This is a genomic window from Lactobacillus sp. 3B(2020) (genome assembly GCF_013487845.1).
GTDB classification, from domain to species: Bacteria; Bacillota; Bacilli; order Lactobacillales; family Lactobacillaceae; genus Limosilactobacillus; species Limosilactobacillus alvi.
On sequence record NZ_CP047410.1, the window covers coordinates 439,284 to 453,253 of the forward strand.

General features: G+C 42.6%; 12 protein-coding genes and 1 other RNA gene. 11 read left to right on the forward strand and 2 right to left on the reverse strand.

All coding sequences use genetic code 11. From position 1 onward, the window contains the following. Positions 1–81: 81 nt before the first annotated feature. Together nrdE and nrdH are read right to left on the reverse strand one after the other, a co-directional pair. Entirely contained in the window at positions 82–2,253 is a 2,172-nt protein-coding gene (gene nrdE / locus GTO83_RS02080; protein ID WP_180871495.1) for a class 1b ribonucleoside-diphosphate reductase subunit alpha, read from the reverse strand. 180 nt (positions 2,254–2,433) lie between these two features. Beyond that, positions 2,434–2,658 carry a glutaredoxin-like protein NrdH gene (nrdH, locus tag GTO83_RS02085; RefSeq protein WP_180871496.1) on the reverse strand — a complete coding sequence of 75 codons (225 nt, stop codon included), beginning with the start codon at positions 2,656–2,658 and terminating at the stop codon, positions 2,434–2,436. Positions 2,659–2,913: 255 nt separating this feature from the next. Between nrdH and tadA the strand changes: the two genes are divergently transcribed. The 11 genes from tadA to GTO83_RS02140 all read left to right on the forward strand — a co-directional run bounded on the left by tadA (position 2,914) and on the right by GTO83_RS02140 (position 13,963). Next, positions 2,914–3,408, forward strand: coding sequence for a tRNA adenosine(34) deaminase TadA (tadA, locus tag GTO83_RS02090; RefSeq protein WP_180871497.1), 495 nt, complete (start codon positions 2,914–2,916; stop codon positions 3,406–3,408). A 64-nt stretch (positions 3,409–3,472) separates the two neighbouring features. Then, positions 3,473–3,559, forward strand: an RNA gene (gene ffs / locus GTO83_RS02095) — signal recognition particle sRNA small type. Positions 3,560–3,830: 271 nt separating this feature from the next. Beyond that, positions 3,831–6,197 (forward strand): preprotein translocase subunit SecA, encoded by a 2,367-nt coding sequence (secA, locus tag GTO83_RS02100; RefSeq protein ID WP_180871498.1) that lies wholly within the window; start codon positions 3,831–3,833, stop codon positions 6,195–6,197. Between the two features lie 91 nt (positions 6,198–6,288). Further along, positions 6,289–7,405 (forward strand): peptide chain release factor 2 gene (gene prfB, locus GTO83_RS02105; protein ID WP_180871499.1). Its coding sequence is split into 2 segments (ribosomal slippage): positions 6,289–6,360 and positions 6,362–7,405, totalling 1,116 coding nucleotides; the frame shifts between segments, so codons are not numbered across the junction. A 75-nt stretch (positions 7,406–7,480) separates the two neighbouring features. Beyond that, positions 7,481–7,795, forward strand: a complete 315-nt coding sequence (locus tag GTO83_RS02110; RefSeq protein ID WP_180871500.1) for a PspC domain-containing protein — start codon at positions 7,481–7,483, stop codon at positions 7,793–7,795. A 150-nt stretch (positions 7,796–7,945) separates the two neighbouring features. Further along, positions 7,946–8,299: a phage holin family protein gene (locus GTO83_RS02115; protein ID WP_180871501.1), complete on the forward strand. Its 354-nt coding sequence runs from the start codon at positions 7,946–7,948 to the stop codon at positions 8,297–8,299. A gap of 13 nt (positions 8,300–8,312) precedes the next feature. Further along, positions 8,313–9,272, forward strand: a complete 960-nt coding sequence (gene hprK, locus GTO83_RS02120; protein WP_180871502.1) for an HPr(Ser) kinase/phosphatase — start codon at positions 8,313–8,315, stop codon at positions 9,270–9,272. Next, a complete protein-coding gene (gene lgt / locus GTO83_RS02125; protein WP_180871503.1) occupies positions 9,265–10,068 on the forward strand; it encodes a prolipoprotein diacylglyceryl transferase in 804 nt (267 codons plus the stop codon). Before hprK ends, lgt begins: the two co-directional genes overlap by 8 nt. 109 nt (positions 10,069–10,177) lie before the next feature. After that, a complete protein-coding gene (locus tag GTO83_RS02130; RefSeq protein WP_180871504.1) occupies positions 10,178–11,194 on the forward strand; it encodes an NAD(P)H-dependent glycerol-3-phosphate dehydrogenase in 1,017 nt (338 codons plus the stop codon). 55 nt (positions 11,195–11,249) lie between these two features. Next, the gene (gene galU, locus GTO83_RS02135; RefSeq protein WP_180871505.1) at positions 11,250–12,158 is read left to right on the forward strand and encodes a UTP--glucose-1-phosphate uridylyltransferase GalU; all 909 of its coding nucleotides are present in this window, start codon (positions 11,250–11,252) and stop codon (positions 12,156–12,158) included. Positions 12,159–12,334: 176 nt separating this feature from the next. Further along, positions 12,335–13,963, forward strand: coding sequence for a hypothetical protein (locus GTO83_RS02140; RefSeq protein ID WP_180871506.1), 1,629 nt, complete (start codon positions 12,335–12,337; stop codon positions 13,961–13,963). Positions 13,964–13,970: the final 7 nt, after the last annotated feature.

Below are 13,970 nucleotides of genomic sequence, written 5' to 3' on the forward strand. Positions count from 1 at the left end.
ATCCTCGGTCCTTTTAATTTAAATTTAAGAAATAACTATTCAATTGTAGCATGCTAATCGTGAAACTTTAATTAATAACGCCTAAATTACACAGGATTCACATTGGTTAGCGCCAATTTCACCACTGTCGTCGGTGAAGGTCCGGATGTAGTAGATCGACTTAATCCCTTTTTGGTAAGCATAGTGACGTAAGATGTTTAGATCCCGGGTAGTCATTTTATCCGTCCGCCCGTTCTTCCATTCATACATTCCTGCTGGAATGGTTGACCGCATGAAGAGGGTCATTGAAAGGGATTGGTCGACGTGTTCTTGGGCCGCCGCATAGGTATCAATAACTGACCGCATATCTGTATCGTATGCTGACTTGTAGTATGGGAGGGTGTCGTTGCTTAGATATGGGGCAGGGTAGTAGATCTTCCCAATCATCTTTTCTTGCCGTTCTTCAATCCGATTGATGATTGGATGCAAGCTTGAAGTCGAATCACCAATGTAAGAAGTTGATCCATTTGGGGCAACCGCCATCCGGTAGGCATTGTAAAGGCCATCTTTTTGAACCTTGGCCTTCAAGGCTGCCCAGTCATCGGGACCAGGAATGAAGAAGCCATCAAAAAGCTGCTTTACTAAAGGTGTCTTTGGTCCCCAGTCTTGGTTGAGGTACTTGTCAAAGTATGAACCATCAGCGTAAGTACTCTTATCGAATTCGTAGAAACTTTCACCCTTTTCGCGGGCCAATTCGTTGGAAGCAACCAAAGTCCAGTAGTTTAGCAACATAAAGTAAACACTAGTAAATTCAATTGCTACTGGACTCCCGTACTGGATATGGTGCTTAGCTAAGAATCCGTGAAGCCCCATTGCGCCGAGTCCAACTGAGTGGTAAAGGTCATTTCCTTTCCGAATTGAAGGAACCACCGTTAAACTTTCCGCATCAGAGATTGTGGTCAATGCCCGCATCATTGCCCGGACAGACCGTCCGAAGTCGGGGCTTTCCATTAAGTTAGCAACGTTGGTGGAACCAAGGTTACATGAAACGTCAGTCCCTAAGATATCGTAAGATTGATCATCAGCCACAACTGAAGGGGCTTGAACTTGGGCAATTTCAGAACAGAGGTTACTCATGATAATTTTCCCGTTAACGGGGTTGTTTCGGTTTTCAGTGTCGATGTTAACAATGTATGGGTAACCAGATTCTTGTTGGAGTTTTGAAATTTCGTCTTCAAGTTCCCGAGCATCAATCCACTTTTTGGTGATTTCATCATTAGCGACTAATTTGTCGTAGTCCTTGGTGATATCAACGTAGGCGAATGGCTTACCATAAACTCGTTCCACATCATATGGGCTGAAGAGGGCCATTTTTTCACCCTTTTCAACTAATTCGTAGAACTTATCAGGTACCGTAATCCCTAAGGAAAGGGTCTTGAGTCGAATTTTTTCATCCGCATTTTCTTTTTTGGCAGATAGAAATGCCACAATATCAGGATGGAAAACTGAAATGTAAACAACACCAGCTCCTTGCCGTTGGCCAAGCTGATTGGAGTATGAGAAAGCATCTTCCAATAATTTCATAACTGGTACCACGCCACTGGCTGCACCCTTAATTTTTTTGATTGGGGCGCCGGCTTCCCGGAGGTTAGTTAAGTTAATGCCGACTCCACCACCAATTTTAGAGAGTTGGAGGGCAGAGTTGATCGTCCGGCCGATTGTATTCATATTATCAGTGGCTTGGATTTCAAAGCAGGAAACAAACTCTCCCCGGCGCTTCCGCCCAACGTTTAAGAAGGTTGGGGTAGCTGGTTGGTAGCGTTGATGGATTAATTCGTCAGCGAGATCCATGGCAAGCTCTTCATCCCCATCAGCTAAGTACAGAGCATTCATTGCTACCCGGTCAATGTAGTTTTCCAAGTAGTACTCCTTATCGTTTGTCCGCATTGCATATTGGGCGTAGAACTTGTAGGCCGCCATAAAGGAATGAAAATGGAAGTTAATCCCTTTTAGGTAGTCATACAAACGAGTGATGAAGGTCATTGAGTACTTTTCAATGAATTCCTTTTCTAAATAGTCGTGATCAATCAACCAGTTTAACCGTTCTTCAACGGAACCAAATTTTTTGGTGTTGGGGTAAACGTTAACTTCTAGAAAGTTTTCAAGGGCCTCTTTGTCCTTATTTAATTGGATTTGTCCATTCTTAGGCAAATTGATTTCATTATTTAAATCAAAGTACTTGACTTGCGTCATATCAATATCAGAAAGTGCCATGTTTTCCTCCGTACAATTTATTAATAATATATATAGGAAAAGAAGTGGAATAAAGTTTCGATAGTTCCACCCCTTGAGGCCAGTTAAGGATAAACCTCACAAAAAAGAGCGTAGGCAAAGGCGCCTACTACTCTATGGTAGGGCTGCCGGGGCACGCCCCAGCAATTTATCTGGGGGACCCTAGAAAGCCAACTTCTTAAGCATGTCTGGCCGGAAACCAGTGAAAGCAACACCGTCAGGTAATTTAACAACTGGGGTTGCCTTAAAACCTTCAGCCTTTAATGAGTTAATATATTCTGGTTGTTCATCAATGTTGTGTTCTATGAAGTTAACGTTGTGCTGTTCTAAGAAACGCTTCGTCATCTTGCACTGTACGCAATTATTTTTTGAAAAAACGGTTACCATAATTAAATCCCCCTAATACGAATTTGATGTTTTAAAGTATAGCCGATTTTTGGGAAAAATCAATCCAAAAAACACCATATCTCGTAGTTAAATAAAAACTAAATACAAGATATGGTGTATTAATTCGGCTTTTATTTCGCTTTCACAGGGGCCAAAATTTTTTTCAAAATGAATTTTAGGTCATTTAAAGTTGGCACCCAACGAAAATTCATTATACACTGAATCGGAATAAAAAACAGTGGGTGAAATTTAAAAATGATGACAGAAATCGATTATATGCGCGCCGCCATGGCAGAAGCAGAGCAAGCAGAAATTTTAGGTGAGGTTCCAATTGGAGCAGTGGTTGTTCATGATGAAAAAATTATTGGTCGTGGCCATAATATGCGTGAAAAATTTCAAGACGCAACTTATCACGCCGAGGTACTTGCAATTATGGAGGCATGTCAGAATTTGGGAAGTTGGCGACTTGAAGATTGCGATCTCTATGTGACACTAGAGCCTTGCATTATGTGTAGTGGGGCCATTATTAATTCACGGATTAAGCGAGTAATTTATGCGGCTCCTGATCCTAAAGCCGGAGCAGTTGATTCTTTATATCATCTACTTCAAGATGAGCGATTAAATCATCAAGTTGAAGTTAAAAGTGGGGTTTTGGCAACTGAATGTGGTGACATGCTCCGTCATTTTTTTCGGATGATTCGGAAAAAGCGGAAAGCAGAGCGTAAACGTCAAAAAGAAATCGCTAATTAAAAAATAATTTAAGTTTTGACTAGCATTTCTTCTATAGATAAGGTAAAGTAGTAAGTGCCGTAAGGCCATAAAGCAAGGTTGGACTCGCGAATCGTGTCAGGACCGGAAGGTAGCAGCACTAAGGATGCTCCGGCTTGTGCTTTATGTACATAGGAAATGGTCGTGATTTTCGACTGACGTTTCTGAGTAACATTCGGAGATAAAAAAGAGGCTAAGAAGAAACTCGTGTTTCTTCTTAGCCTCTTTTTAATTTTCTTAAGATAAATAAAACATCGTTATGAAAGAAAGCAATCATTTTCAAAAACTTCTTGAACATGGTAGAATTAAAAATGTGAATTTAAATTAGAATGGAAAAATACCGGGTATTTTAGGATTTTAATCCTACACCGGCAAATTTATTTGGGGAAGGACAGGACGCATTAATGGCGAACATACTTAGAAAGTGGATTGAAAGTGACCGGCGAGAACTTCGGCGGATCAATAAAATCGCAAATAAGGTTGAAAGTTATGCCGATCAGATGGCGAAACTAACGGATGATCAATTAAAAGCTAAAACAACCGAATTTAAGAAGCGTGTGCAAGAACAAGGAGAAGACCTTGACAAGATCTTACCAGAAGCCTTCGCGGTTGCCCGTGAAGGAGCAAAACGGGTTTTAGGTCTCTACCCATTCCACGTGCAGATCATGGGGGGAATTGTTCTCCATGAAGGGAACATTGCCGAAATGAAAACCGGTGAAGGGAAGACCTTAACGGCTACGATGCCGGTTTACTTAAATGCCCTAAGTGGAAAAGGGGTTCACGTTATTACGGTTAATGAATATCTTTCGCAACGGGACGCCGAAGAAATGGGACAACTTTATCACTGGTTAGGTTGCTCTGTCGGGGTTAACGGTGCGGAAAAGACGCCGGATGAGAAGCGGGAAGCCTACAAGTGTGACATCATGTATTCCACGAACAGTGAAATTGGATTTGACTATCTTCGTGATAACATGGCGGTTTACCAAGAAGATCAAGTTCAACGGGGATTAAATTATGCCATCGTTGATGAAGTTGACTCAATCTTAATCGATGAAGCCCGGACGCCATTGATTATTTCTGGTCCCGGGACAGGGACTTCAAAGCTTTACCAACAGACTGACCGGTTTGTAAAGAAATTAAAGAACGAGGACGACTACAAGATTGACCTTGAATCCAAGACCGTTTCTTTGACAGACCAAGGGATCCAAAAAGCGGAAAAGTACTTTAACTTAAAGAACCTTTATGATCCTGATAACACCGCCTTAACTCACCACTTGGATCAAGCCTTGCGGGCTAACTACATCATGCTTAAGGACAAGGACTACGTAGTTTCCGATGGTGAAGTCTTGATCGTTGATTCCTTTACCGGTCGGGTAATGGAAGGTCGGCGATTCTCTGATGGTTTACACCAAGCAATTGAAGCTAAGGAACACGTCGAAATTCAAGAAGAAAATAAGACGATGGCCAATATTACCTACCAAAACCTTTTCCGGATGTACAGTAAGCTAGCTGGGATGACCGGGACGGCGCGAACCGAAATGGAAGAATTTCGGGAAATTTACAATATGGAAACCATTACCATTCCGACTAACCGGCCTGTAGCGCGGAAGGATGAACCAGACCTGCTTTATCCAACTTTGGAAAGTAAGTTCGCGGCCGTGGTAAGACGGATTAAGAAGCTGCATGAAAAGGGTCAACCAGTCCTTGTCGGAACGGTTGCTGTTGAAACTTCGGAGTATCTTTCCCACTTGTTGGATAAGGAAAAGATTCCTCACGTGGTCTTGAATGCTAAGAACCACGCTAAGGAAGCAGAAATCGTTAAGAACGCTGGTCAAGTTGGGGCGGTTACAATTGCTACCAACATGGCTGGGCGGGGGACTGATATTAAGCTTGGCCCTGGTGTTAAGGAACTAGGCGGTCTTGCCGTTATTGGGACGGAACGCCACGAATCCCGGCGGATTGATAACCAACTTCGGGGACGTTCTGGTCGCCAAGGGGATCCTGGTTTATCTCAGTTCTACCTTTCCCTTGAAGATGATTTAATGAAGCGGTTCGGTGGTGATCGGATCAAGGCCTTCTTGGATCGGATGAAGGTTGAAGGTGAAGATGCGGTGATCAAGAGTCGTTTCTTAACTCGGCAAGTTGAATCTGCGCAAAAACGGGTTGAAGGGAACAACTACGACTCCCGGAAGAACGTCTTGCAATATGACGATGTGATGCGGGAACAACGGGAAATCATCTATAAAGAACGGCAACAAGTCATTACCGAAAAGAAATCTTTGAAGTGGGTCTTAATGCCAATGGTTAAGCGGACTATTCAACGGGAAGTCGACCAACACACCCTTGGTAATCCTGAAGATTGGCAACTTCAAGGCATTCTTGACTTTGCAACGGAAGTCTTGGTAAAGCCAGATCAAATTAGTATGCGGGATCTCGTTGGTAAGGATGCTAATCAAATTGTGGACTACTTAATGAGTTTAGCTGAAGGAGTTTACAAAGATAAACAACGCCAACTTTATGATGCGGCGCAAATGCTTGAGTTTGAAAAAGTAGTTATCCTCCGGGTGGTTGATTCTCATTGGACCGACCATATCGATGAAATGGATCAATTCCGGCAATCAGTCGGTTTGCGGGGGTATGGTCAGTTAAACCCACTGGTTGAGTACCAAACCGCTGGTTATCACATGTTCGAACAAATGATTGCCGACATTGAATACGAAACGACTCGGCTCTTTATGAAGTCTGAGATTCGCCAAAATGTAACACGGTAAAAATAAAGAATTACGATCGGGTGGAACCCCAGTCGCAAGGGGAACTTTGCGATCCGGTTCGCCCGGTTTTCTTTTAAAGGAGCAGAATTTTATGGAACTAAGTGAAGTTAAAAAACAATTAGAAGCCATACAAGCAATGATTGCGCGCTTCGGGAGGTCTCTTTGACTTAGATGCCTTAAATGAAAGCATCGCAATTAATGAAAACAAAATGGCCCAACCGGACTTTTGGAACGACCAGAAGGCGGCACAAAAGTTAATTAGTGAAAATAATGAACTTAAAGCTCGGCGAGATCAATTTACTACCCTTCGGGACCAGGTAAATGATCTGCAAGATACCCTTGAGTTATTAATGATGGAAAATGATCCAGAGTTACAGTCAGAAATGGAAACCCAACTTAAGCAGACGCAAGTAGCGTTGGATGCGTATCGGCTTAGTCAATTGCTGAGTGGTAAGTATGATGCTAAGGATGCCATTCTGGAAATTCACCCTGGAGCTGGTGGTACCGAAGCCCAGGATTGGGGCGAAATGTTACTGCGAATGTATACTCGTTGGGCAGATCAACACCACTTCACGGTTGAAATCGCCAGTTATGAAGCGGGAGAAGAAGCGGGGATTAAATCCGTTACTCTCTTAATTAAAGGACATAATGCGTATGGTTATTTACACCCAGAAAAAGGGGTACACCGGTTAGTTCGGATTTCTCCGTTTGATTCAGCTAATCGTCGGCATACTTCCTTTGCCTCGGTTGATGTTATGCCTGAACTTGATGAAGAAGTTGAGGTTAATATTGATCCAAGTGACTTGAGGATCGATACTTTCCGTTCTAGTGGGGCGGGTGGTCAACACATTAATAAGACTGAATCGGCGGTCCGGATAACCCACTTACCAACCGGGATTGTAACCTCTTCGCAAGCTGAACGGTCGCAACTGCAAAATCGGGTTACGGCAATGAATATGTTGAAGTCAAAACTTTACGAATTAGAAGAAGAAAAGAAGGCGCAGGAACGGGCCAAAATCGAAGGTGAACAAGCTGAGATTGGGTGGGGGTCCCAAATTCGGTCTTATGTTTTCCACCCATATTCTTTGGTTAAGGATAATCGAACAGGGTATGAAACCCATGATGTGCAGGGAGTAATGGATGGTAACCTTGACCCGTTCATTAATGCCTACTTACAGTGGAAACTAAGTAAAAAGACAACTGATTAATTGCGGTTTTCTATCATAAATATTATGATTAAGGTAATTTCTTAAAGATTTTGACAGTTAAGGAGGAGGATTTTTATGGCTAGTCGGCGTAAAAGACGTAAACGGTTAACCCGTTCAGCAAGTGATCGGCGCTTGTTAGGAGTGCTCGGTGGCTTTGCCCAGTACTATGGAATCAAGGCTAGTTATTTACGTTGGACCTATGTAATTTTAACGATTTTGACGCATGTGGTACCGGGGGCGATTATTTACTTAATGATGGCCTTGGCGATGCCATCGGATCCTCATACTTTCTCATTAGCTAGCTTTTTAAAGGGTCAAACTCCATCATCGCAACCTCAACATCGGGAACGTAAAGAACTCCATGATGTGGAGGAGAAGGATGATGTTTAAAAGGCGCTTCCCCGAGATGAGCCGATAAGAAGGACAATCAGTCGTAAGAGGTGGTATAGCCGGTTTCAAGACTGAGTCCTTATCTAGATTACCTAGTATCAGAATGTAGCTTAGTAAGTAATAATCATTAATTATAAAAGGGAAAATAAAGTGCGATTTTTAAAAGAACTTTTGATTAACACCATTCTTTTCGTGGCCTTAGCTGGCCTGTTTACTCAAACCGGAATATTTTATTTGAGTAGCTTTGGGGCAGCGATTTTAGCGAGTCTGATTTTGTCAATTCTAAATGTGCTCGTTAGACCAGTTTTATGGATTTTATCATTACCAATTAACATCTTAACTTTGGGTTTATTTAGCTTCGTTCTCAATGGTTTGATGTTAGAATTAACCTCGTGGTTTATTGGCCCCCAATACTTCCATTTTTCGTCAATTTGGGGTGCAATTTTAGTAGCACTGATTATGTCGCTATTCAATACCATTATTTCTAGTCATTATCAAGATTAAAAGGAGCAAAATAATGCCGCAAGATTCAGTAACCGTGGCTGATTTGGCCAAAAATGTGCGTTTAACGGTTCTTCAAGGAGAAGATTACCTTGATCGACCAATTACGACGAGTGATATTTGTCGTCCATCCCTTGAATTCGCAGGGTATTTTAAACATTATCCAGCAATGCGAATCCAATTACTTGGGATTACTGAAACTGCTTTTGCTAAAGAAATTGGGCATGAAAAGCGAAAGGAATACTTGGAACGGATGTGTATGCCGGCAACGCCATGCTTCGTGGTATCGACTGACTTACCGGTTATGAGTGAACTAAAGGAAGCAGCGGCGAAAGCGCATATTCCAATTTTGGGAACCCCGTTAACTTCCTCCCGGATTTTGGGGAATATGACCTCATATTTAGTTGCTCGTTTGGCTAAGCGTCAGTCAATTCACGGGGTCCTTGTTGATATTGCTGGGGTTGGGGTCCTAATTACTGGTGATTCTGGGGTTGGTAAGAGTGAAACCGCCCTAGAATTGGTACGGCGGGGTCACCGTTTAGTCGCTGATGATCGGGTTGAAGTTTATGCTCGGGATGAACAAACATTAGTGGGAGCAGCCCCAATGATTCTAGAACACCTAATGGAAATTCGGGGCATTGGGATCATTAATGTTATGACCCTTTATGGTTCGGGGGCAGTAATGCCAGAAGATACCATTGACTTAATTGTCCATTTGGAAATCTGGACTCCAGATACCCAATTCGATCGGCTTGGTGACCGTGGTGATAAGCAAGAAATCTTAGACGTGCAGGTTCCAAAAGTTTCAGTTCCAGTCAAAACTGGGCGGAACTTAGCCATTATTATTGAATCAGCGGCAATGAATTACCGGGCCGAGACAATGGGGTATGACGCTACTAAGACCTTTGATGAAAACCTAAACCGGTTGATCAAACAAAATTCTACGGCTGATAATAAGGGAGCCAAAAATGATTAAGGGTGCGCTTAATCCAATTGCGTTACAGTGGGGACCACTAACCGTGCACTGGTATGGGGTGATTATCGCTACCGGAGTAGTTTTGGCCCTCCTATTGTCAATTCGCGAAGGAAAACGGCAGGGAATTGACGAAGATACCTTTTATGATTTTTTATTATATGCTTTGCCGGTAGCGATTATTTGTGCGCGAATTTACTATGTTATTTTTCAATGGCCGTATTATTCGCAACATCCTGATGGAATTATTGCAATTTGGGATGGTGGAATTGCCATTTATGGTAGTCTCTTAGGTGGCATAGCCGTTCTTTTATGGTATTGTCATCGCCATTTAATTTCGCCTTGGCAATTTTTGGATATTGTTTCACCAACTGTAATTATGGCGCAAGGAATGGGCCGTTGGGGAAATTTCTTTAATCAAGAAGCTTTTGGCCGGATTACGACCCGGGCGGCCTTGGAGTACCAGCATATCCCGGGGTGGATTATTGATCAAATGGATATTGGGGGTGCTTACCGAGTACCGACCTTTCTATATGAATCGGTTTGGGATTTTACTGGTTTTATCATTTTGATGTTATTACGGCATCGTCATCACTTTTTTAAACGTGGTGAAGTATTCTTATCGTATTTAATTTGGTATTCCTTTGGGCGTTTCTTTATCGAAGGAATGCGCACAGATAGTTTAATGTTAGGCCCAATTCGTTTCTCACAAATGTTGTCCCTAATTTTCTTTATTGGGGCCATCTGTATCTTTATCTATCGCCGCCGAACGAAGAAGTTACGGTGGTATGTGGAATAAAAGCTTTCACCGAAAATTCTGTCAGGAAAAGCAAGATCGGCGTAGAAGTTAGCTTTACCTAGATTCATTAGCGTAATTATTAACCCTCAGATCTTACAAGGAGGATATTATGAATAAAAAAGTTGCAGTATTAGGTGCTGGTTCTTGGGGCAGTGTCTTAGCGAATGTTTTAGTTGAAAATGGTCATCAAGTAAAGTTATGGTCGCGAGATGCAGATCAGGTTGCGGAGTTAAATCAAAAGCATACGAATCAAAAATATATGCCCGATTTTACTTATCAACCGCACTTACAAGCGACTAATGACATGGCGGAAGCTGTAGAAGGTGCATCACTAGTATTAATTGTTATTCCGACTAAGGGCTTACGATCAGTAGCGCACCAATTAGCGGCTATTTTAGCTAAAATTGGAGCTAAACCAGTAGTTGCTCACGCTACGAAGGGGTTGGAACAAAATAGCTATAAGCGTCCTTCCGAGATTATCGCCGAAGAAATTCCCACCGCAAATCGGCAAGCGATTGTGGTCTTATCCGGTCCAAGTCATGCCGAAAGTGTAGCTATTCACGATATGACAGCGGTAACCGCTGCTAGTGAAGATCTGTTGAGTGCTGAGTTAGTCCAAAAACTATTTAGTAATCATTATTTCCGGGTATATACCAATAATGATGTCATTGGTGCCGAATTTGGCGCAGCATTAAAGAACATTATTTCCATTGGGGCTGGAGCTTTACAAGGTTTAGGCTACCATGATAATGCTCGAGCGGCACTAATTACCCGTGGGCTAGCTGAAATTCGGCGTTTAGGGGTGGCGTTTGGAGCAAACCCAATGACTTTCATTGGCCTTTCCGGAGTAGGCGATTTAGTGGTAACCGCGACGAGTAAGAATTCTCGGAATTGGCGGGCCGGTTACCAGCTAGGTCAAGGAAAGCCGCTCCAAGATGTAATTGACCAGATGGGAATGGTTATCGAAGGGGTTTATACAACCAAGGCTGCCTATGAATTAGCTCAAAAACGACACGTGCGGATGCCAATTACGGAGGCAATTTACCGGGTTCTTTATCAAGGTGAAGATGTAAAAACTGCGATAAGAACATTAATGAATCGAGAAGTTACTTCCGAAGTCGAATAAGTATGGTAGAATTAAAGCGTATGCAATATTTTTTTACGGAGGGTTAATTGACATTATGAAGCGAGTACGTAAAGCTATTATTCCAGCCGCGGGGCTGGGCACCCGTTTCCTACCTGCTACGAAGGCATTGGCAAAGGAAATGTTACCAATTGTTGACAAGCCAACAATCCAATTTATCGTTGAAGAAGCCCGGAAGTCTGGGATCGAAGATATTGTGGTCGTTGATGGAAAGAATAAGCGCTCCATCGAAGATCACTTTGATTCTAACCCTGAATTGGAAGACAACTTACGTTCTAAGCATAAGGATGAAATGTTAAAGTTGGTTGAAGAAACTACCGACATCAACATTTACTTTATTCGGCAATCTCACCCACGTGGCTTAGGGGATGCTGTTTTGACAGCCCGGGCTTTCATCGGTGATGAACCATTTGTTGTTATGTTAGGGGATGACCTTAATAACATTAATGGCAATGGGAATCCATTGACAAAGGAATTGATTGATAGCTACGAAGAAACGGGAGCTTCTACGCTTGCTGTTATGCGGGTTCCACATGAAGATACGGCTAAGTATGGGGTTATTAACCCAAGTGAAGAAGTTAAACCAGGCCTTTATAACGTAACGAGTTTCGTTGAAAAACCAGATCCAAAGGATGCGCCTTCTGACCTCGCAATTATTGGGCGGTATGTCTTTACGCCAGAAATCTTTGACGTTTTGGAAAAGACGAAACCTGGTAAGGGGAACGAAATTCAATTAACAGATGCGATTAACACCTTGAATCGGACACAACGGGTCTTTGCCCACGAATACAAGGGTGACCGTTACGATACTGGTAACAAGTTCGGTTGGCTTCAAACTAACATTGAATATGGTTTAAATCACCCACAAACCAAAGATGAGTTGCGGACTTACATTGAAAAATTGGGTGCTAAGCTTGCTGCTGAAGATAAGTCTAAGAAAAAGTAATTGAGACCTTTTTGACCTTAGTTACTGAGTAACATTCGGAGAGAGGCTGGGAAGAAACTCGTGTTCCTTCCCAGCCTCTCGTTTTTTAATTTACAAAAAAATAATCAAGAAGCTAGTCCAGTAAAATTTACCAAGTTATAATAAAAATGAGATTGTCTGGGAAAGAGGGGCTTGGCATGAAAAAACAAAATCAAGATGAAAATGCAATTGGCAAAGTTGAAATCGTCTTTGCGGATCATGATCATAATAACCAAGTTTTAGCGGTTACACGCTTGGAAGGCGAATATGGAACAACGATTAACTATCGGGTTAGTTTAGCCTTGCAGGATTTTATTCGACAAGGTTACCAACTTTATAAGGATGAGTACTCTACAGAAACGGGTCGGAAATTCTCGGCAGATAATTATGGTCAGAGGTATTTCGTCCTGCTAAATCATCAGCAACGTAAAATTGAGTTTAATCAATTACAAGATCCAGACCAGCCCAATGGACCCCTTCAGGGAGCAATTTATCGTGATAAACAAGGTAATCGCTATCAGCTTACTAAAGATGCAACCCTTGCAATCGTGGCTCATTTTCAGAATCATGAACGCGAAGATTTGACGTGGATAATCACGGCCCCGCAGGTTTTTCAACGGCCGATCGTGATTGATCAAGTTACCCATGAAACTTTAAAAGTGGGAGATTGGCAAGGAAGTTATCGCTTTGCTTCCCAATTAGTGAAGGTAATTCCAGGTTTTCATGCTAATCAAAAGCAGACACCGGAAGTTAACGTAACTGCAGATCAACCAGATATCGCAACAGTGGTGACGTACATCGCAAATGGAAAGGTGGTACCGACTGACGTTGGGGGACACCCTTTAGCTCCGGGGGAACCTTTTACGACCGATAAAACCGATGCGACTCGAACCATTGTGCAAAAGTTACCCCTGGTTCCTGATTATCATCCAACCACTCAAGCGCCAATCGTTCCGGCTAAGCCTAGTGAAGACATGCCCGTTATTTATGCCCCTGGCCTGCCAACTCAGCCAATGGGAACGATCCACGTGCTTTATATGGATCAAGACCAAAATAATGCTGAATTGGCCTCCGTTAGTCAGAGTATTTCTGGTGAGTATGGACAAACGATTAATTACAGTTCTAAGCAAGTTTTGCAAGACTTATCAAAACGGGGCTTTGATCTAGTTTGGGATGGTTTTACCAGTCAAGCAGGGACCACCTTTAGTCAGGAAAATGATGGTCAAACATACGTCGTGACGGTTAAGCATGCGCTAAAAACTACTTTTGATGCTGATAAAGTTCCGGGAAAACCTGAGCTTTTAAGGGGAGCTTCGCAAACGATTGTCTATCAATTTACGGATGGAAAACGGCCGACAACCCGGAATGTTACTAACCAACAGGTTACCTTTAAACGTCCAGCTTATTTAGATCGAATTACTCACGAACTAGTTAAAATTGGAAAATGGACGGGGGAGGTTAAATTCGATGTGATTAAGACCCCAGTGGTTCCGGGTTACCATGCCAACCTTCGTCAAGCCGGGGGACAAACCTTGACAGCTGATCAACCAACCCTAACGACAACCGTTACCTACACGCCTAATGGCCGCCTAATTCCAGTGGACCAGGATGATCGGCCCTTACCAGAAAGTCAGCCTTTCCCCTACCCAACTGATCCTGAGGATCCAACGCAAGTGATTAAAAACTTGGCGGTTCCAGCAATTGAAGGCTATTTACCTGTTGAAACGACGGTTAAAATTAATAATCCAACTAACGATACTAAAGTTCACTATGTGCCGGTAAAGTAAGGAGAAA

What these genes read in the sequence shown, in the direction of transcription:
- nrdE (WP_180871495.1), bottom strand. Translation starts at nt 2,253, where the DNA reads ATGGCACTTTCTGATATTGATATGACGCAAGTCAAGTACTTTGATTTA.
- nrdH (WP_180871496.1), bottom strand. Translation starts at nt 2,658, where the DNA reads ATGGTAACCGTTTTTTCAAAAAATAATTGCGTACAGTGCAAGATGACG.
- tadA (WP_180871497.1), top strand. Translation starts at nt 2,914, where the DNA reads ATGATGACAGAAATCGATTATATGCGCGCCGCCATGGCAGAAGCAGAG.
- secA (WP_180871498.1), top strand. Translation starts at nt 3,831, where the DNA reads ATGGCGAACATACTTAGAAAGTGGATTGAAAGTGACCGGCGAGAACTT.
- GTO83_RS02110 (WP_180871500.1), top strand. Translation starts at nt 7,481, where the DNA reads ATGGCTAGTCGGCGTAAAAGACGTAAACGGTTAACCCGTTCAGCAAGT.
- hprK (WP_180871502.1), top strand. Translation starts at nt 8,313, where the DNA reads ATGCCGCAAGATTCAGTAACCGTGGCTGATTTGGCCAAAAATGTGCGT.
- lgt (WP_180871503.1), top strand. Translation starts at nt 9,265, where the DNA reads ATGATTAAGGGTGCGCTTAATCCAATTGCGTTACAGTGGGGACCACTA.
- GTO83_RS02130 (WP_180871504.1), top strand. Translation starts at nt 10,178, where the DNA reads ATGAATAAAAAAGTTGCAGTATTAGGTGCTGGTTCTTGGGGCAGTGTC.
- galU (WP_180871505.1), top strand. Translation starts at nt 11,250, where the DNA reads ATGAAGCGAGTACGTAAAGCTATTATTCCAGCCGCGGGGCTGGGCACC.
- GTO83_RS02140 (WP_180871506.1), top strand. Translation starts at nt 12,335, where the DNA reads ATGAAAAAACAAAATCAAGATGAAAATGCAATTGGCAAAGTTGAAATC.